Genomic DNA, 20248 nt, shown 5'->3' with positions numbered 1-20248 from the left:
TTCGGTTTCTCGAACGGTGGTTTTTTATGACAAGCTTTTGAGAATATCATCAAGCTGCTGTTTCGTTTTCTCCACGCTGCCGCTATTATCAATCACGTTGTCTGCCCTTTTCGTTTTATCCACTAAAGGCATTTGCGACGTAATCCGGCTCAGCGCCTCTTCTTCTGTAAGGGAGTTTCGCTCCATCAGCCGTTTGAGCTGCGTCTCTGCCGTTACGGTGACGACAATCACTTTGTCGACAAGATATTCAAGCTTGCTTTCATACAAAAGCGGAATGTCTAAAACGACAAACGATTCATGACGAGAAACGGCCTCATCCCGCTGTTTCATCATTTCCGCGCGCACAGCCGGATGGACGATCTTATTCAGCGCCAGCCGCTTCTGTTCGTCCGTAAAAACGATAGAACCGAGCTTTCTTCTGTCAAGCTCGCCATTTTCCAGCAGAATATCTTCTCCGAATGCGTCAATGATCTGCCCGTAAGCCGGCATCCCTTTTTCAACCGCTTGTTTTGCGATAATATCCGCATCTATCACTGTAATTCCTCTCTCGATCAGCATGCGTGCAACCGTGCTTTTACCGCTTGCAATGCCTCCCGTTAAACCGATGACTAAGCTCAAAAAGGCCCACTCCTCTTTACAATTTCCAAATCCCGATTAAAATCAGCAGGATTCCCGGCAAAAATGACATTTTGGCAATCCAATTCCATTTCGCCAGCAAATGCCCGGCGTTAATACCGAATGAGACAAACAGCGAGCTCATCACACCAACCGTCACGCTCATCATAATCGGAGAAAAGCCCAGTATGGCGGCGCCCATCCCGGCGCCAAATGCGTCAATTGACAAGGCGAAGCCAAGCAAAAGCGCCTCGATGCCGTTAATAGTCCCGGATCGATCAATATCGGCGCTGGTCGGCTTTCTCAAAATATGAATAACGATCCCGAGCGATTTCACTTCTAAATTAAGTAACGTTTTTTCATGCAGTAAGTAATCCGGTTCTTTGTCCGGTTTGAAAAACTGATAGATGACCCATGCCCCGATTCCGACTAAAATCAGCCCGCCCAGCTTCTCTGTGACGGATACGGGAAAAATCTTTGTCAGGAAATGCCCGATCAGCATTGATACAAACATCACAGAGGCCGAGCAGCATGCGATGACGGCAATCGCTTTGAACGGGATTTTCATTTTTCTCAATCCATACGTAAATCCAACTGAAAAACTGTCCAAGCTGACAGCAAAAGCCAGCAGCAGCAAAGAAACAATCTGCATATCCGGTTCTCCCTTTCTGTTGGTGGGCAATTGTGACAAATGCCTATTGGGTGAGTCACATTATATATATGGAGAAAGGAGGGCAACTGTGTTATAAAAAAGTCATTTCAGCTGCCGCTTGAACAGATTTTCAGTTTAAGATTTTTTTTGGCACCGGGCGCAGAAATGCGTGCCCCTTCCGCCGACGACGATTTTAGAAATCATCGTGCCGCACGTTTTGCACGGCTCATCCTTCTTGCCGTATACGAAATGATTGAGCTGGAACATTCCGATCTCCCCTTGCGAATTGAGATAGGACCGGACCGTGCTTCCGCCCGCATCAATCGCTTCTTGAAGAGTGTCTTTAATTTCAGCGCGGAGCTTGTTGATCTGGTTTGCAGACAAATTGTTCGCTTTCGTCTCAGGGTGGATCCCTGCCCGGAACAGTGCTTCATCGACATAAATGTTGCCGAGACCGACGACCGTTTTTTGATCAAGCAGGGCGGTTTTCACCGCACGGTTCGTTTTTGAAAGCCGTTCTTTTAAATAGGCGCTGGTGAATTCTTCATCGTCCGGTTCAGGGCCGAGCTGTGACAGCGGCAGCTCGTTCATTTCCTCACCCGGTGTAAATAAATGCATCGTTCCGAATTTCCGCACGTCCCGGTAGCGGAGCTGTGTGCCGTCTGTCATGGTGAACACCACATGCACATGCTTATCGTCCGGTTCGTCTGCCTTGTGAAGACCGTATTTTCCCTCCATCCGCAGATGGGATACCATAACATAATGATCCAGGCGGAAAAGCAAAAATTTCCCCCGTCTTCCGATGGATCGGATCGTTTCTCCTGCAATTTGCCGCGCAAATTCCTCCGGCTCGGCGGGTTTTTTGATGATATTCGGCCATCTGACTTCCGCCGATTGAATCGTTTTCCCCTTCACAAGACCGGTCAGAGTGCGCCGGACCGTTTCAACTTCTGGCAATTCCGGCACAATCATCACTTCCTTTTTTTCTGTTTATTTTGCGTCGTACCAAGACGGCCCTGAAGCAAAGTCCACCTTTAACGGCACGTTTAATGATAATGCATGCTCCATCACTTCAGGAACAAGCTTCTCTAATATTTCAATTTCTTCCTTCGGCGCTTCAAAAATTAATTCATCATGCACCTGAAGCAGCAATCTTGCCTTCAGCTGTTTTTCCTTCAGCTTGGCTGCCATATCAATCATGGCTTTTTTGATAATATCAGCGGCGCTTCCTTGAATCGGCGTATTCATCGCCGTTCTTTCCGCAAAGCTTCTGAGATTGAAATTGCGGCTCGTCAGCTCAGGGATATAACGCCGGCGCTGCATAAGCGTCGTAACATATCCTTTTTGCTTCGCTTCTTGGACCGAGTCTTCCATATACGCCTTGACGCCTTGGAAGCTCTCCAAGTAGCGGTCAATAAATGCGCCCGCTTCCTTCCGGGTAATACCGAGATTTTGAGAAAGCCCGTAATCGCTGATGCCGTAAACGATACCGAAATTGACCGCTTTCGCCTGGCGCCGCATGGCTTGTGTTACTTCATCCTCAGCGACATGGAAGACATCCATGGCGGTTTTCGTATGGATATCCATGTCATTCGTAAACGCCTCAATCAGATTTTCATCCTTTGAAATGTGCGCGAGCACCCTCAATTCAATTTGCGAATAGTCGGCAGCGAATATGAGCCAGTCCGGTTCAGACGGAACGAATGCCTGACGGATTTTGCGCCCCTCTTCCAGCCGGATCGGAATATTTTGCAGGTTCGGGTCCGTCGAGCTGAGGCGTCCCGTTTGTGTTAAGGCTTGATTGAAGCGTGTGTGAACCTTATGTGAATCCTTGCGTGTGACTTTCAGCAACCCCTCAATGTAAGTCGATTGAAGTTTGCCGATTTGTCTGTACTGCAAAATATAGGCGACAATGTCATGTTTGTCAGCAAGCTTTTCCAGCACATCGGCTGAAGTGGAGAAGCCTGTTTTTGTTTTCTTCACAACAGGCAGGCCGAGCTTTTCAAACAGAATGACGCCGAGCTGTTTAGGCGAGTTGATGTTAAACGGCTCGCCGGCGATTTCATGAATTTTTTCTTCATATTCTTTCAGCTTCGCCTTGAGCTCTTCGCCCATTCGTTTCAGCCTTTCGACATCCACCTTGACGCCCATTGATTCCATTTCTCCGAGAATGAGTGCAAGCGGAAGCTCCAAGTCTTCATACAATTCAAGCTGGTTATTCTCTTCCAGATCGTGCAGCAGCTTTTCCCGGAGGCTGTTTACGGCAGCCGCTTTTCTTGCGAGATGAAGGGCAAGCTCATTCTCAGCCGGAACGGCACGCTTTGCGCCCTTTCCGTAAAACGCTTCGTCGCTTGAAACGATGTGCAGCCCGTATTCCTTCGCAACACTGGCGACATCGTCGTAAGAATTGCCCGGATTAATGATGTAAGCCGCCAGGAGCGCGTCAAATTCCGCCCCCTTCAGCTCAATTCCTTGCCAGCGCAAAGCGACAACGGACCGTTTGCTGTCAAACACCCATTTTTTCATTGACTCGTCCTCAGCCCAAGACTTAAATACATCGGACTGGATGGCTGTGTCTGTCGGAATATAATAAAGACCCTTTTCATTCACGATGGAGAAGCCGAGAATCGGTTCTTCGTGATAATTGTCGCCGATCTGCTCGACGACCAAAGCAGACGGTGACACGAGCATTTCACTAGTAATCTCTGTGACCTCTTTCACGTCTACTTCCTCAAACGCTTCCTCCTGTGCCGCTTCTCCGCTTTCCTCTCCAAGCCGCTCAAGAAGCGTGTTAAAACCGAGGTCTTTAAAAACGGTAATGACTTGCTCACGGTCAAACCCCTGATAATCTAAATCTTCGAGCTTCACTTCAATCGGCGCATTTGTCATGATCGTAGCCAGCTCTTTGCTCATCAATGCTTGATCCTTAAATTCCTCAAGCTTTTCTTTTAATTTTTTTCCGCTCACTTCATCGATGGAGGCAAGCAGCTTTTCAACGGAATGGAACTGCTTCAACAGCTTAATCGCCGTTTTTTCTCCGACGCCCGGCACACCCGGAATGTTGTCGGATGAATCTCCCATTAACCCCTTCATATCAATGATTTGCGAAGGAGTCAGGCCGTACTTTTCTTCGACGTGCTCCGGTGTGTAATCTTCTACGTCAGTAATGCCTTTTCTCGTAATGGCAACGGTTGTTTTGCCGGTTGCAAGCTGGGTTAAGTCTTTATCTCCTGAAAACACCTTAACCTCGAATCCGTCTTTTTCAGCCGATACGGCCAGCGTTCCGATAATATCATCGGCTTCATATTCAGGAAGTTCATATCGGCTGATATTGTAAGCATCCAGAAGCTCGCGGATAAACGGCATCTGCTCTGAAAGCTCCGGCGGCGTTTTTTGTCTTCCGCCTTTATATTCTTTAAACGTGCTGTGGCGGAAAGTGGTTTTTCCCGCATCAAAAGCCACCAGCATGTGGGACGGCTTTTCATCTTCCAGCATTTTCATTAAAATCATCGCAAAGCCGTAAACGGCATTTGTATGAATGCCTTTTTCATTGCTTAACAGCGGTAATGCAAAAAATGCCCGGTACGCCAGACTGTTTCCGTCGACAAGCACTAATTTTTTTCGTTCCGTCATTCAATATCCTCCTAAGAGCAAAAGCTCCTTTTCCTCTTGTTTTAATCTCATCGCTTCTCTTATTTTAACAAAGTTCAATTTGAAAGGAAAATGAGCGAACCTCCCGGAAACGCAAAAAAGGACGGGAACAAGAAAAGACGTTCCCGCCGTCAAAATTGGCTCCTTGGATGAAGGGGTTCTGTTACATCCTAACAAGATAGGTTTAACAGGTCATGAAGAAATTGTTAATTCTTTGTAAAGCCGTTACGCCTCAAGCGCACGTTTCAGTGTCACAGTAAATACCGTGCCCTTTCCCGGTTCGCTTGATACTTCTATTTTACCTTCATGGGCTTCTATTAAATGTTTGACGATAGCAAGGCCCAGCCCCGTTCCGCCTGAGTTTCGGCTTCTGTCTTTATCCACCCGGTAAAACCTTTCAAATATCCGGGGGATTTCTTCTTTCCTGATTCCGATTCCCGTATCGGAGACTTCGATATCAACATCGGATTCTCTCACCTTTACAGAAATCGCAACCGATCCTTTTTCCGGCGTGTAAGTTAAAGCGTTGTTCGCCAGATTCAGGAATACCTGCTTCAGCCTGTGCGCATCCCCCGCCACAAAGATCGGCTCTTTCGGAAGATCAAGCTGAAAGCTGATGCCTTTTTCCGCAGCCTTATGCTGCAAAAGCGCTTCGATTTCATGCAGAATTTTAGCCGCATCAAAAGAATCTACGCGCAGCGTAAAGTTTTGCTGCTCCATTTTGGATAAATCCAATAAATCCTGCACGAGCGATTGGAGCCTTTCGCTTTCTTTCAGAATAATAGACAGAAATTCAGAAAGCGCCTTATCATCCTTCATCGCCCCGTCCAACAGCGTTTCCGTAAAACCTTTAATAGAGGTAATCGGGGTTTTCAGCTCATGGGAGACATTGGCGACGAAGTCCTTTCTCATCTGCTCCAATTTTTTAATTTCCGTCATATCATGAAACACGAGAACAATGCCTTTCCATTCATCGTCAGGACCCATAATCGGGACGCCGTCAACCTCAAAATAGCGCCGTTCAATTTTGATGGGGAGCCTGAGCAGCTGGCGCTTCTTCGTTTCTGTCATAAAGATGTCTTCGACCAGCCGAATGATTTCTTCATGCTCAAATGCGTCATGGTAAAGACGCCGAAGCAGACGTTCAGGATTTGTATGGAACTGCTTCGTATACGACCTGTTCACGAGATTAATAAAGCCTCTCCCGTCTATTAAAATCAAACCTGATCCGATATTTTCGATGACGGTCAGCAGGCGGTCGCGCTGCATATCCTGCGTTCTCGTCATTTCCATCAAATCCACAGCGAGGCTGTTCATAGCGCGCCCGAGACGGTCTGAGCGTCTTGCATACCCGCCGTAGGAGCGGGCGTCATAGTTCCCCTTAGACAGCTCAGTGGCCACTTTTGTCGCGGAGTCGATTGACCTTTTGTAACGGGAGGTCATATTCGTATAGAAGAAAACGATAATAATAAAAGCAGTACAAAGGCTTGCAGCCAGCATGCCCCACATTTCCCCTGTGATATTAGAACCTTTATCGATCGGCGAGGAAACGAGCACATACCCCGAAGTTTGACCGGCGGCGTTTTTAAGGGCCTTTCCATGCCATACTTTCTTTCCGTTCTGAATGGCGGCCGCATTTTTATTATGGGACACGAAATCCTTTATAGCCGAGTCATCAGCGCGGCTGCCTGAGTGATATAAACCGCGGCCTTTTTCATTTAATATGGACACGTCTATATCTAATGTACGGCCGGCATCTTTAATGACCGTTTCGTTTCTTTTATTGTTTACTTGGCCGGCGTCAAGGAGTCCGGCTATGTATGCGGCTTCCTTTTCAAGCTGTCCCGCCGTTCTTTCCTTGGCAGATGAAGAAATGAGCTGCTGCAAGAAAAGGCCGAGAACACTGAAAACCAATATGATACAGACAACGAGTAAAGCGAACAAACGCACACGGACTTTATTCATTCATTTTTGGCTCCTCCAGTTTATACCCCAAACCTCTGATTGTTTTAATATAAATGGGTTTTTTGGTATTAGTTTCAATTTTGTCGCGAAGATGGCTGATATGGACATCGACAATACGGGTGTCTCCGGCGAAGTCATAGTTCCAGACCGCGCTCAGCAGAAGGTCTCTTGTCAGCACTCTCCCCTTATGTTTTCCTAAATACAGAAGCAGTTCAAATTCTTTAGGCGTGAGCTCAAGCTGCTCTGATTTAAAGTACGCTTCGTAATGGTCCGGGAGAATTTTCAGTTCCCCGATGACAATCTGCCCGTCCTTTTCACCGTCCCTGTCATGCGGCAAAGAAGAAATATCAGCTCTTCTTAAAATGGCTTTCACCCTTGCATTGACCTCTCGCGGGCTGAACGGTTTTGTCATGTAATCATCCGCCCCGAGCTCAAGTCCCAGCACTTTATCAAACTCCTCATCTTTTGCTGTCAGCATTAAGATCGGAACCATCATTTTTTGCTGTCTGAGCTGTTTGCAGACGTCGATTCCATCCAATTTCGGCAGCATCACATCAAGTACGATTAAATCCGGCTTTTCCTTCTCTGCCTGTTCCAGAGCCTCTTCACCGTCTGATGCAGTGATGACCTCATAGCCGGACCGTTCCAGGTTATACTGTAAAAGAGTAACGATAGATTGTTCATCATCTACAACTAAAATTTTTTTGTTCATGCTGCGCCCTCCGCTATCTATTTTCCCCGACATCCAATTTTCTCTATTTTATGTGATGTTTATGTCTTTCATGATTTCATTTTAACGAATCCCGGTCTTTCAGACAATTCGCCTTTTTGATCATTTTCAGAGAAATAATGGCGCCAAAGATAAAGAAAACGCTTTCATTAGTTGTAAAAAGAGGAAGGCTTCTGTTTCGGAAGCCTTCCCGTTTACTTATGATAATACTTTCATCACGTTTTTAACAGATTCAACTGATTTAGTCAGCTGCGCTTTTTCATAGTCTGTCAGTTCCAGCTCGATGATCTGCTCAAGTCCGTTGCCTCCGACAATTGTCGGTACGCCTAAGTAAATTCCTTCATGGCCGTATTCGCCTTCTAAATAAGCGATTGTCGGCAGCACACGGCGCTGATCTTTTAAAATGGCTTCTACCATTTCTGTCAGTGAGGCCGCAGGCGCGTAGTAGGCGCTTCCGTTGCCGAGAAGGTTGACGATTTCCCCGCCGCCTTTTCTTGTGCGCTCTACAATCTCATCAAGACGGTCTTTCGGGATAAGCGTTTCAAGCGGAATGCCGCCTGCATATGAGTAGCGTACGAGCGGAACCATGTCATCACCGTGTCCGCCAAGAACGAAACCGGTCACATCTTTCACGGACAGGTTTAATTCTTCCGCGACGAACGTTCTGAATCTGGCAGTGTCAAGCACTCCGGATTGGCCGATGACGCGCTCTTTCGGGAAGCCTGATTCTTTGTAAACCGCATATGTCATCGCATCAACAGGGTTTGTTAATACAACGATGATGCAGTCAGGAGAGTATTTTACAATTTCACGTGTTACGCTTCTCATGATTTTTTCGTTTGTAGATACCAGATCATCACGGCTCATGCCTGGTTTTCTTGCAATACCCGCTGTGATAACGACGATATCTGAACCGGCTGTATCCTCGTAGTTGGATGTGCCGGTAATTTTCGCATCAAATCCTTGAACCGGGCTTGCTTCCAGCATGTCAAGCGCTTTTCCTTTAGTCGGGTTTTCTAATTGCGGAATATCAACGAGCACAACATCCGCAAGCTCTTTTTGAGCTGTTAAGAAGGCTGTTGTCGCCCCTGTAAATCCTGCTCCGATAACAGAAACTTTACTGCGTGTTTTTCCCATAATTCTCTTCTCCTTTTTTGGCCTCATTAGAAGTCTGCTTTAGGCTCAGTCCATGTTTTTAATAAGCTCTTCACCGAACTCTGAACATTTAACCTCAGTTGCACCGTCCATTAATCTGGCAAAATCATAAGTTACTACTTTTGAAGCAATTGTTTTTTCCATTGATTTGATGATTAAATCTGCCGCCTCATTCCAGTTTAAATGTTCAAGAAGAAGCACTCCTGAAAGGATAACTGATGACGGGTTGACTTTGTCAAGTCCGGCGTATTTAGGAGCCGTTCCGTGAGTCGCTTCAAAAATCGCATGTCCTGTTTCATAGTTGATATTCGCACCAGGGGCGATTCCGATACCGCCTACTTGAGCCGCAAGAGCGTCAGAAATATAATCTCCGTTTAAGTTCATCGTCGCTACGACATCAAATTCGCTCGGACGGGTTAAGATCTGCTGAAGGAAAATATCAGCGATGCTGTCTTTCACAATGATTTTCCCTGCTGCTTCCGCTTCGCTTTGGGCTTTATCAGCCGCGTCTTTTCCGTCTTTTTCAACAATGCGGTCATATTCAGCCCAAGTGAAAACTTTATCTCCGTATTCTCTTTCAGCAAGTTCATAGCCCCAATTTTTAAAGGCGCCTTCAGTGAACTTCATGATGTTCCCTTTATGAACAAGCGTTACAGACTTACGCCCGTTTTCAATGGCATACTCAATGGCAGCTCTGACTAAGCGGCTTGTTCCTTCTTCAGAAACAGGCTTGATGCCGATCCCGGAAGTTTCAGGGAAACGGATTTTGTTAACGCCCATTTCATTTTGTAAAAAGCTGATCAGCTTTTCAACTTCCTCAGAACCTTTCGCATATTCAATACCCGCGTAAATATCTTCCGTATTTTCACGGAAAATGACCATATCCGTATCTTCAGGACGTTTTACCGGAGAAGGCACCCCAGTAAAATATCTGACCGGACGCAGGCATGTAAATAAATCAAGCTCTTGTCTCAGCGCAACGTTCAGAGAACGGATACCGCCGCCTACCGGTGTTGTCAGCGGGCCTTTGATTGCGATGAAGTACTCTCTGATATCTTCCAGCGTCTCAGCAGGGAGCCACTCACCTGTTTTATTATAAGCCTTTTCGCCGGCATAAACTTCTTTCCACGTAATTTTTTTCTCGCCTTTATATGCTTTTTCAACAGCAGCTTCCAATACTTTTGAAGCGGCGTTCCAAATATCAGGGCCTGTGCCGTCACCTTCGATAAACGGGATAATCGGGTTATTTGGTACGTTTAATACTCCATTAGAGACTGTGATTTTTTCACCTTGTGACACAATATTACCTCCCAGTATGTAGTTCATATTTAGAAAACATTTTATTTTTCTTATATAAAAAACAAAATGATTTTTCTCAAGATTCTATCAAAATTGTAAACCATCAGAGGCTTGATTAACAAGAGGCTAACGACATGAAAATCACCAGCCTCCCGTTTCATCAGGCTCTTTCATCAATCGGAACAAAGGTCTGCTTATCCGGGCCCGTGTAATCAGCGCGCGGACGGATGAGCCGATTGTTATCGTACTGTTCAAGAATATGGGCGATCCAGCCTGACATTCTGCTGACCGCAAAGATCGGCGTGAACAAATCATGGTCAATGCCGAGGCTGTGGTAAACGGATGCAGAATAGAAATCAACGTTAGGCGGGAGTTTTTTCTCCGACGTCACGATTTCTTCGACACGGATGGACATGTCGTACCATTTGCTTTCACCCGTTAAATTCGTCAGGCGCTTGCTCATCTCTTTTAAATGTTTCGCGCGCGGGTCTCCATGCTTATACACACGGTGCCCGAAGCCCATTACTTTTTCTTTCTTTTCCATTTTGCTGCGGATATACGGTTCGGCGTTTTCCACTTCGCCGATCTCAGTCAGCATTCTCATAACGGCTTCATTGGCGCCGCCGTGGAGCGGTCCTTTTAAAGCGCCGATGGCAGCTGTGATGCCTGAGTAAATATCGGATAAAGTGGCGACACATACTCTCGCCGTAAACGTTGATGCATTCAGCTCATGATCTGCGTGAAGAATCAGCGCTTTGTTAAACGCTTCCACTTCAATCGGCGAAGGCTCTTCACCGTTTAAAGTGTAAAGAAAATTCTCAGCGATTCCGAACTCTTCCTTCGGTTCAACAGGTTCAAGCCCCTTGCGCATTCTTGAGAAAGCGGCGACAATACCCGGCACCTTCGCCTGCAGACGGATGGCTTTTCTGTAGTTCGCTTCCGGATTCATGGTATCGGCTTCACTGTCAGTCAGACCGAGTAAAGAAATCGCTGTCCGAAGCGCAGCCATTGGATGAACTTTATTGAGGGGATAGGATTTGAAGTGCTCAATGATTTCTTGTGGAACGACAGCTTCTGTTGCAAGCTGTTTTTTCAGTTCAGCAAGTTCCGTTTTATTTGGCAGCCGCAAGTGCCACAGCAAATAAATGATTTCTTCAAAACTTGCATTCTCTGTTAAGTCATCAATATCGTACCCTACATATGTAAGGGTATCGTCGATAATAGAACTTACAGATGATGTTGTTGCTACAACCCCTTCAAGACCGCGTGTTGCTGTCATATTAACCTCTCCTTTTCAATCAAAATTCCCCTTTAAAGAGTAGATAAAACATACGGCTTACTTAAAACGAGTCATGCAAACACTCCCTTTCCCCTTTAAGAAAATGCTTACATTTCACTGTTTGCGGTTACATAACCGATATGCTTATGAAAGAACATAACAAATTCTTATAAGCTTATTTAAGTTTAAGCCTATTCTTATTATAAACAATAATCAGACATTTGTTAAATGTTTACCTATAATTTTTTTTGTTTTTCGCAAATTTTCTTGATTTTACGCGGTTTTTTCCCCTTTTTCCGCAAGAAAAAAAGCGGTTTGAGGCCGCTTTTTACTTTATGAAGTGAATATTTTTACGATTTGCATAGCCAAGTAGGCAATTCCGGCTCCGATTAACGGACCGACGGCGACGCCCCCAAAAAGCGCGACGGCAAGTATCGTCCCGATCACAAGCGCCGTTGTAATATGAGGATCATTCTCCAATAGAGTAAGTCCGTTTTTTGCGATTAAAGCGACGGCGATTCCGGCTCCGAGGGCAATCCACGCATAATACGATCTCATCGCTTCGCCAAGCTGCTTAAAGCCGATATCCCCCGTTGCAATCGGCACCAAAACGGCGATCGTAATCACGGTGACTCCCCAGTTGATTCCTTTTGACTGAATAACCGGAAACAGTTTTTGATCAAGCCCGACGGCTTTAATCACAATGAGAAAACCGACGGCAAAAAGCAATGATTGATTTTTAGCTATAAGTGCAATCGCAAGCAATAAGATTAAAAATAAATTAGCCTGTGTAAACATGCTGAAAACACCCTCCTTCATCATAACTGTATTCATATCCTTTTTTTTCAGGAATAAACTAAATAAATAGGACGTGCCGACCGAGAGGAGGATCGATTTGAATCCGCAATACGCAACCATTTTTTTCCGCACGCTTTTTGTACTGGCTGTGGCCGGCGGCGCTTTGGCTGCGGGTTACGCCTCATTTCCGTTAACTTATCCGTTTCTGATCGCACTTATTCTTTCATCCGCGATTATCCCTTTTGTCGACTGGCTGGACAAACTGACGGGGCTCCCCCGCTCTGTAAACACAGTCATTGTCCTTGCCTTTTTTTTGCTGCTTCTCCTTGGCGCGGCTACATTTCTTGTAGCGGAAATCATTTCGGGAACGGCCTATTTGGCAAAAACGCTTCCTCCCCATATCAGCGCTTTTATTACCTATTGCGAGGAACTGTTCACATCCCGCATTCAGCCATTGTACCATGAGCTGACTGTCTTATTTAACGGGCTGGAAACGAAACAGCAGGCTTCGATCGTGACTCATATTCAGACGCTCGGTGATACAGCCGCTAAAAACGCGGGACTGATGCTGTCACACCTTTTTGAAATGATGCCGAAACTGTTTGCCGTTCTCCCCAATACGGCCGCCGTCTTTATTTTTTCATTGCTTGCGACCTTTTTTATCACAAAGGATTGGCATAAGCTGAAGGCGCTGCTGCATTCGATTCTTCCGGAACGGGTCTCAGCAAACGGAAAGGCCGTTGTGGGCGAGCTGAAAAAAGCAATGGCCGGTTTCATTAAGGCGCAGGCCGTGCTCGTTCTCTTTACAATGGTCATTGTCTTTATCGGACTTTTTCTTTTACACATTGAGCATGCGGCAACAATTGCCTTCTTTATCGGGCTTGTGGATCTTCTTCCCTATCTCGGCGCCGGGTCGGTGTTTGTTCCCTGGATTATTTACTTATCCATTACAGGACAGCTCCCTCAAGCCATCGGCATCGGAATTTTATATATTGTCGTTCTCATTCAGCGCCAACTGACGGAGCCGAAAATCTTAAGCAAATCGATCGGCATTGACCCTCTTGCCACGTTAATCGCCCTGTTTGCCGGTTTTAAGCTGTTTGGATTTTTAGGACTGGCTGCCGGACCCGCGCTGCTTGTCTTCATCCAAGCGTTTATTACGACCGGTACGCTTAAAGAAATATGGGCCTATATTACCATTCAATCAAAATAAAAAAGCAGCCTTTGTGACAGGCTGCCGTTTTTATTTAATAATCATCCGCTTGTTTTTCGACATTCCTCTCAGCCATTTGAACATTAGCGGCTTTGAACGGTTCCGGATAAACGGAATCAAGAGACAGGCTCCTAAGACATCTGACAGGAAACCGGGGATCATCAGAAGCAGACCGCCGATAAAGACGCACATACCGTCCAGAAGCGCTTCTCCGGGCATTTTGCCGTATTGCAGATCGCGCTGCACCCTGTGATACACATCGATTCCCTGCCTTTTTGCCACTAAGGCGCCTAAAACGCCCGTCAAAATAATGAGAAGGATCGTCGGAAAAATGCCGATCAATTTTCCTGCCAGCAAAAACAGGCCGATTTCAATTGCCGGACATACGATAAATAGTAAAAATAAGTATTTCATATTCTGCCCCCCTGCACTTCTCAGCACGTTCACCGCCCGCGCGGGAATGTGAAAAACAGCGAAAAGACGAAAAGAGAAGGGCATTCCCCTCTCTTCTCTTACGGCTGTTTAAAGAACGCTTGCGCGGCCTTCATACACTGTGCCGCGGGCAGCGTCAACTGTGATAACCTGTCCTTCTGTTAAAACAGCAGTCGCATTCTCCATGCCGACGATGACCGGAATGCCGAGGCTTAATCCGACCACAGCAGCATGACTCGTTAAGCCGCCTTCTTCTGTAATAAGCGCTGATGCTTTTTCAAGTGATGCGATCATGTCGCGGTCAGTGCTTGAAGCAACCAATACTGCGCCGTCTGTCATTTTTTGTTCAGCTTCTTTTGCATTTTTGGCAATAACGACCGGACCGAATGCTGATTTGCGTCCGATGCCTTGTCCTTTTGCCACAATGCTGCCGACGGTGTGGACTTTCATCAGGTTCGTTGTGCCTGATTCACCGACTGAACCGGCTGTAATGACAATCAGATCGCCGTGTTTGACAATTCCGCTGTCAAGCGATTTTTGAACTGCATCTTCAAGCATTTCATCTGTTGAATTGGCGTTTTGTCCGCTTGCCGGGAATACGCCGAATACAAGACCGAGTTTGCGTGATACAGACTCATTCACAGTTACGGCCACGATCGGAGCCTGCGGACGGTATTTTGCGATCATACGCGCCGTATGGCCGCTTTCTGTCGGAGTAACGATAGCTGATGCGTTCAGGTTGATCGCCGTGTGCGCAACAGATTGGCCGATTGCATCGGTAATCGTCATGCCGACTTGATTTCTGCGTTTAGACAGAATTTCTTTATAGTTCAGAGATTCTTCTGTGCGTGTGGCAATGTTAAACATCGTTTGAACGGCCTCAACAGGATATTGCCCTGCAGCTGTTTCACCGGAAAGCATAATTGCATCTGTTCCGTCGAAAATAGCATTGGCAACGTCACTTGCTTCAGCACGTGTCGGACGAGGATTGCGCTGCATGCTGTCAAGCATTTGTGTCGCCGTAATGACCGGTTTGCCGAGCGCATTGCACTTTTTGATCATTTCTTTTTGCACAAGCGGCACTTCTTCAGCCGGAATCTCTACGCCGAGGTCTCCGCGCGCTACCATTAATCCGTCAGATACTTCCAGGATCGCGTCAAGGTTATCTACGCCTTCTTGGTTTTCGATTTTAGGGATGATTTGAATGTCCGACGCATTATGTTCTTCAAGCAATTCGCGGATTTCAAGCACATCCGTAGAACGGCGCACAAATGACGCAGCGATGAAATCTACGCCTTGCTCAATACCGAAAGTGATGTCTTTTGCGTCTTTTTCCGTGATGCCCGGAAGGTTAACGCTGACGCCGGGAACGTTTACGCCTTTTTTATTTTTCAGCGTGCCGCTGTTTAAGATTTTTGTTTTGATTTCATGTTTTTCCGGATTTGATTCGATGACTTCCAATCCGATTAATCCGTCATCCAAAAGGATGATAGAGCCTTTTTGCACGTCTTCTGCCAAGCCTTCGTAAGATACTGAGAATTTTTCAAGCGTTCCCAGAACTTCTTTCGTTGAAACGATAATTTCATTTCCCGCTTGCAGGTCAAGCGCGCCGTTTTCCATTTGGTGCGTACGGATTTCCGGGCCTTTCGTATCAAGGAGAATTCCTACATTTTTGCCGAGCTTTTTACTTGCTTCCCGGATGTTTTTAATTCTGGCGCCGTGCTCTTCGAAATCACCGTGTGAAAAATTCAGGCGAGCAACATTCATACCCGCTTCCATTAATTTCGTAAGCATTTCAACACTTTCACTGGCCGGGCCGATTGTACAAACGATTTTTGTTTTTTTCAACTCGTTCACTTCCTTCTAAAATCTTCAGCTTTTGCCTCTTATATAGACAGTTCCTTTGAAAGCTGATACATGTTTGGTTCAATAGTATGTCTTGTCTCCAAAATTTCTATAATATCATGGTCTACAAGCTTGTTGTTTTGTATACCTACGCAGCGTCCGCCTTTTCCTTCGAGGAGAAGTTCAACTGCGTAAGCGCCGAGGCGGCTTGCAAGAACGCGGTCAGAAGCGCTTGGAGATCCGCCGCGCTGGATGTGCCCTAACACAGATACACGCGTTTCTAGGTTTGTTTCTTCTTCGATGCGTTTTCCGAATTCAACTCCGCTGCCTACCCCTTCGGCAACGATAATGATACTGTGTTTCTTTCCGCGGTCATGCCCTCTTTTTAAGCGGGCGATAATTTCGTGCATATCATAGTCCGCTTCAGGAATTAAAATCGATTCCGCTCCGCCGGCAAGCCCTGCCCATAAAGCAATGTCGCCCGCATGGCGTCCCATCACTTCAATGACATATGTACGTTCATGCGACGTAGCTGTGTCACGGATTTTATCAATCGCGTCGATGACAGTATTTAACGCCGTATCGAATCCGATCGTAAAATCAGTTCCCGGGATGTCATTATCTATCGTACCCGGTACACCTACACACGGAAACCCGTGTTCCGTTAATTTTTTCGCTCCCATGTAAGAACCGTCGCCGCCAATGACCACAAGCCCCTCAATGCCGAGTTTCTTTAAATTTTCTATTCCTTTTTCACGGCCTTCAACTGTTTTGAATTCAGGACATCTGGCTGTGTACAGCTTTGTTCCGCCGCGGTGAATGATGTCACCAACCGAGCCAAGCTCCAGTTTTTCTATTTTCCCGCTGATTAATCCGGAATACCCGTTATAAATGCCGTAAACCTCTACGTTGTGGTAGATAGCCTTCCGCACAACCGCGCGAACCGCCGCGTTCATCCCCGGGGAATCCCCGCCGCTCGTTAAAACTCCTATACGCTTCATTTCCTATTCACCTCAGAACATATATATGTTAAACATATCATGATCATTGCCCTAAAACAATGAAAAGGGACGCCTGAGCTCCCATGAAACCTTACCTATTATACAATTAAATAAATTGTTTTTAAATAAAATTTAAGGAATATCACAAAAAATAAACGTGAGCCATAGGCTTCACGTCTATTTAGTTTACCCCGATATAATGATCCTCAACCGAAACTTTCCCAATCGCTTTATATTTTTCATAGCGCTGGCTGATCAATTCTTCCGCGCTCAGTTTGATAAGAGATTTTAACGATTGTTTCAGAGTTTCGTCAATATAGCCCGCCTGCTGCTTAATATCATGGTGTGCTCCGCCTTTTACTTCTTTAATCATATGATCTATAATACCTAATTCTAATAAGTCAGGCGCAGTGATTTTCATGGTTTCCGCCGCTTTTTTGGCAAGGCTTGAATCTTTCCATAAAATTGATGCCGCTCCTTCAGGAGAAATAACCGAATAAGTAGAGTTTTCCAGCATAAACATGCGGTTGCCCACACCCAGAGCCAGCGCGCCTCCGCTTCCGCCTTCTCCGATTACGATACAAATGACAGGCACTGTGAGGCCGGCCATTTCGAACAGGTTTTTGGCGATTGCTTCGCTTTGCCCGCGCTCCTCAGCCGCTTTACCGGGATATGCTCCCTTCGTATCAATAAAGCAGATAATCGGACGGTTAAACTTATCGGCTTGTTTCATGAGGCGAAGCGCTTTGCGGTAGCCTTCAGGATGAGGCATCCCGAAATTGCGGACAAGGTTTTCTTTCGTATCTTTTCCGCGCTGGTGGCCGATGACGGTTACGGGCATGCCGTGATACTTGGCAACTCCGCCAACAATCGCCGCATCGTCTCCGTACGTTCTGTCTCCGTGGCATTCAAAAAAGTCGGTAAACAGATATTGAATGTAATCAAGCGTCGTCGGCCGGTCAGGCAGCCGGGCGATTTGAACTCTGTCCCACGGCTTCAGATTTTTATAAATTTCATCTTGAAGCTTGCTGAGCCGGTCTTCAAGCCTTTCGATTTCAGCGCTTAAATCCATATCCGAATCTTGGGTGAATTTTTTCAGTTCGGCGATTTTAGTTTGCAGTTCAACCACTGGTTTTTCAAATTCTAATCTTGCAGCCACTCATGCTCACCTCCTGTTTGGTGCATGTCCAGCAGATATCCGAGTTTATCTTTCATATCATTTCTATGAATTACTGCATCAAGCTGGCCGTGCTTTAATAAAAATTCCGCCGTCTGGAAATCTTCCGGCAGTTTTTCCCCGATCGTCTGTTCAATGATACGTCTTCCCGCAAAACCGATCAAGGCTCCCGGTTCAGCGAGATTATAATCGCCGAGAGAAGCGAAGCTCGCCGATACCCCTCCTGTCGTCGGATGGGTCATGATTGAAATAATCAGGCCCTGCTCCTCACTGAACAGCTTTAATGCAGAGCTTGTCTTCGCCATCTGCATAAGGCTTAAGACCCCTTCCTGCATGCGTGCGCCGCCGGAAGCGGTAAAGATGATAAACGGGACTTTTTCCTCTTTTGCTTTTTCAATTGCAAGCGTAATTTTTTCTCCGACAACGGAACCCATGCTGCCCATGCGGAATGTCGAATCCATAATCGCGATCACGGCAGGGAAACCGTTGATGTTCCCTTTTCCGGTAACAACCGCTTCATTCAAAGATGTTTTCTCACGGTCTTTTTCGACTTTTTCTAAATATCCCGGAAAACCGAGCGGGTTCTCAGAAATCATTCCCTGGTTGAATTCCTCAAATGAATCTTCATCCAGGATGCTTTCGATGCGCTGTTTTGCATTCATCGGGAAATGGTATCCGCAATTCATGCAGACGCGCAGATTTTTATCTAACTCTTTTGTGAGCATGATTTTTTTACATTTGGGGCACTTTGTCATAATGCCTTCCGGAACATCGTGTTTTGCCTGCTCAGACGGCACGGAAGCATATTTTTTCTTTTTTGTAAATATATCCTTTAACAAATGATTACCTCCCTTTTGTGAAGGGTTCTCTTCACTGCATGTCTTCCGATTAAGATAGACTTAATAATAACTTTACCGAAACTATTGTACTTTTTTTGTCAAACGGTGTCATCCTCCATTCGACATTTTTTGCTCTGAAACAGACCGATACCGGCTTTAAAAAAGCAGTGAAAACGTTGCTCAGCCTTGGTGTCAGCGTTTTCAAAAGAAATAACGGATACTGCTGAAATTTTTTCAAGACCTGCCCTTAAAAAAATGTCAGCAGTCCGTTTATTGAACAACAGCGCGTTGTTTTCTGCCAACGCGCTGCCATTCTTATCTCCGTTCTCTATTCACCGATGACAGTAAGCTTTCTTGTTTTTTCAGCGACTTCTTCAGGGTCAACGTTCATTCTTGCCACACCTGTTTCCATCGCCGCTTTTGCAACAGCTTTTGCAACAGCAGGCGCAACGCGTTTGTCAAATGGAGCTGGGATGACATAATCTGCGCTCAATTCTTCCTCTGAAACGAGGGAAGCAATGGCTTCAACCGCTGCAATTTTCATCTCTTCGTTAATATGAGTCGCGCGAGCGTCAAGCGCTCCGCGGAAAATTCCCGGGAATGCCAATACATTGTTTACCTGGTTCGGGAAATCGGAGCGGCCTGTTCCGATTACGCTTGCGCCGGCTGCGCGCGCATCCTCAGGCATGATTTCCGGATTCGGGTTCGCCATTGCGAAAATGATCGGATCTTTCGCCATGCTTTCAACCATTTCTTTCGTTAAGGCGCCTTCGACTGAAACGCCGATAAAGACGTCTGCATCTTTAATGACATCCTGAAGCGAGCCGTCTTTGCGATCTTGGTTAGTAAACTTCGCCACTTCGTTTTTCACACTGTTCATGCCGGCAGGGCGCCCTTCGTAAATGGCTCCTTTTGAGTCGCACATCACGATATCCCGTACGCCGAAATGATAGAGAAGCTTTATGATCGCGATGCCTGCCGCTCCCGCTCCGTTCGCCACGACTTTAATGGAAGACATGGATTTTCCTGACAGCTTCAGCGCGTTTACAAGCCCTGCAACGGTTACAATGGCAGTTCCGTGCTGATCATCGTGGAAAACCGGAATATTTATTTCTTTTTTCAGACGTTCTTCAATGATAAAGCAGTTCGGTGCCGCAATGTCTTCAAGGTTGACGCCGCCGAAAGTCGGAGCAAGCAGTTTCACCGTGTCGATTATTTTGTCCACATCATTTGTGTCAAGCGCGATCGGGAACGCGTCTACTCCTGCGAAGCTTTTAAAGAGGACCGCTTTCCCTTCCATGACAGGCAGTGAAGCTTCAGGCCCGATATTGCCGAGTCCGAGAACGGCTGATCCGTCTGTTACGACTGCTACCATGTTCCCCTTCATTGTATAATCATATACTTTGTTTTGGTCATCATAAATCTCTTTACACGGCTCAGCCACACCAGGAGAGTAAGCAAGGCTTAAATCTTCCGCATTTCTTACTTCAACCTTTGCTTTTGATTCTAGTTTTCCTTGGTTGACTTTGTGTAAATGTAATGCTTCTTCTCTTAGAGACATTCTTTAATACACTCCTTTTAAGTACTTTATTACATA

General features: G+C 46.1%; 17 protein-coding genes. 1 reads left to right on the top strand and 16 read right to left on the bottom strand.

Going from position 1 to position 20248, the window contains the following annotated elements:
• Positions 1–24: 24 nt before the first annotated feature.
• From coaE to J7E26_RS09115, 10 genes are all read right to left on the bottom strand, one after another.
• Positions 25–618, bottom strand: coding sequence for a dephospho-CoA kinase (coaE, locus tag J7E26_RS09160; RefSeq protein WP_214813261.1), 594 nt, complete (start codon positions 616–618; stop codon positions 25–27).
• Between the two features lie 16 nt (positions 619–634).
• Complete coding sequence (gene ytaF / locus J7E26_RS09155) at positions 635–1267, bottom strand: sporulation membrane protein YtaF (RefSeq protein WP_214804024.1); 633 nt, start codon at positions 1265–1267, stop codon at positions 635–637.
• A gap of 135 nt (positions 1268–1402) precedes the next feature.
• Positions 1403–2233: a DNA-formamidopyrimidine glycosylase gene (gene mutM / locus J7E26_RS09150; RefSeq protein ID WP_214804023.1), complete on the bottom strand. Its 831-nt coding sequence runs from the start codon at positions 2231–2233 to the stop codon at positions 1403–1405.
• Between the two features lie 24 nt (positions 2234–2257).
• Positions 2258–4900 (bottom strand): DNA polymerase I, encoded by a 2643-nt coding sequence (polA, locus tag J7E26_RS09145; RefSeq protein WP_214804022.1) that lies wholly within the window; start codon positions 4898–4900, stop codon positions 2258–2260.
• Positions 4901–5143: 243 nt separating this feature from the next.
• Complete coding sequence (gene pnpS / locus J7E26_RS09140; RefSeq protein WP_214804021.1) at positions 5144–6883, bottom strand: two-component system histidine kinase PnpS; 1740 nt, start codon at positions 6881–6883, stop codon at positions 5144–5146.
• A complete protein-coding gene (locus tag J7E26_RS09135) occupies positions 6876–7595 on the bottom strand; it encodes a response regulator transcription factor (RefSeq protein WP_214804020.1) in 720 nt (239 codons plus the stop codon). The genes pnpS and J7E26_RS09135 overlap by 8 nt, the downstream gene beginning before the upstream one ends.
• Positions 7596–7811: 216 nt before the next feature.
• The gene (mdh, locus tag J7E26_RS09130; RefSeq protein ID WP_214804019.1) at positions 7812–8750 is read right to left on the bottom strand and encodes a malate dehydrogenase; all 939 of its coding nucleotides are present in this window, start codon (positions 8748–8750) and stop codon (positions 7812–7814) included.
• Positions 8751–8795: 45 nt separating this feature from the next.
• Positions 8796–10067 carry an NADP-dependent isocitrate dehydrogenase gene (gene icd, locus J7E26_RS09125; protein ID WP_061523075.1) on the bottom strand — a complete coding sequence of 424 codons (1272 nt, stop codon included), beginning with the start codon at positions 10065–10067 and terminating at the stop codon, positions 8796–8798.
• A gap of 160 nt (positions 10068–10227) precedes the next feature.
• Positions 10228–11346: a citrate synthase gene (gene citZ / locus J7E26_RS09120; RefSeq protein WP_214804018.1), complete on the bottom strand. Its 1119-nt coding sequence runs from the start codon at positions 11344–11346 to the stop codon at positions 10228–10230.
• Between the two features lie 333 nt (positions 11347–11679).
• A complete protein-coding gene (locus J7E26_RS09115) occupies positions 11680–12144 on the bottom strand; it encodes a DUF441 domain-containing protein (protein ID WP_061523077.1) in 465 nt (154 codons plus the stop codon).
• Positions 12145–12241: 97 nt separating this feature from the next.
• On the opposite strand from J7E26_RS09115, the gene ytvI reads away from it, so the two are divergent.
• Positions 12242–13357 (top strand): sporulation integral membrane protein YtvI, encoded by a 1116-nt coding sequence (gene ytvI, locus J7E26_RS09110; protein WP_214804017.1) that lies wholly within the window; start codon positions 12242–12244, stop codon positions 13355–13357.
• A gap of 30 nt (positions 13358–13387) precedes the next feature.
• Here the strand turns inward: ytvI and J7E26_RS09105 are convergent, their stop codons facing one another.
• The 6 genes from J7E26_RS09105 to ystJ all read right to left on the bottom strand — a co-directional run bounded on the left by J7E26_RS09105 (position 13388) and on the right by ystJ (position 20212).
• Entirely contained in the window at positions 13388–13771 is a 384-nt protein-coding gene (locus J7E26_RS09105; protein ID WP_214804016.1) for an FxsA family protein, read from the bottom strand.
• 108 nt (positions 13772–13879) lie between these two features.
• Positions 13880–15637, bottom strand: a complete 1758-nt coding sequence (gene pyk / locus J7E26_RS09100; protein ID WP_214804015.1) for a pyruvate kinase — start codon at positions 15635–15637, stop codon at positions 13880–13882.
• A gap of 38 nt (positions 15638–15675) precedes the next feature.
• Positions 15676–16635, bottom strand: a complete 960-nt coding sequence (gene pfkA / locus J7E26_RS09095) for a 6-phosphofructokinase (protein ID WP_214804014.1) — start codon at positions 16633–16635, stop codon at positions 15676–15678.
• Between the two features lie 181 nt (positions 16636–16816).
• On the bottom strand, positions 16817–17794 hold the full coding sequence (gene accA / locus J7E26_RS09090) for an acetyl-CoA carboxylase carboxyl transferase subunit alpha (RefSeq protein ID WP_214804013.1): 978 nt from the start codon (positions 17792–17794) through the stop codon (positions 16817–16819).
• Positions 17779–18651: an acetyl-CoA carboxylase, carboxyltransferase subunit beta gene (gene accD / locus J7E26_RS09085; protein ID WP_214804012.1), complete on the bottom strand. Its 873-nt coding sequence runs from the start codon at positions 18649–18651 to the stop codon at positions 17779–17781. The genes accA and accD overlap by 16 nt, the downstream gene beginning before the upstream one ends.
• A gap of 328 nt (positions 18652–18979) precedes the next feature.
• Positions 18980–20212 carry an NADP-dependent malic enzyme gene (gene ystJ, locus J7E26_RS09080; RefSeq protein ID WP_214804011.1) on the bottom strand — a complete coding sequence of 411 codons (1233 nt, stop codon included), beginning with the start codon at positions 20210–20212 and terminating at the stop codon, positions 18980–18982.
• Positions 20213–20248 lie beyond the last annotated feature (36 nt).

This window comes from Bacillus sp. ISL-51 (assembly GCF_018613535.1).
In the GTDB taxonomy this organism is placed as follows: Bacteria; Bacillota; Bacilli; order Bacillales; family Bacillaceae; genus Bacillus.
The sequence above is the reverse complement of the archived record's forward strand: the minus strand, read 5'-3'. Positions and strand labels throughout refer to the sequence as shown.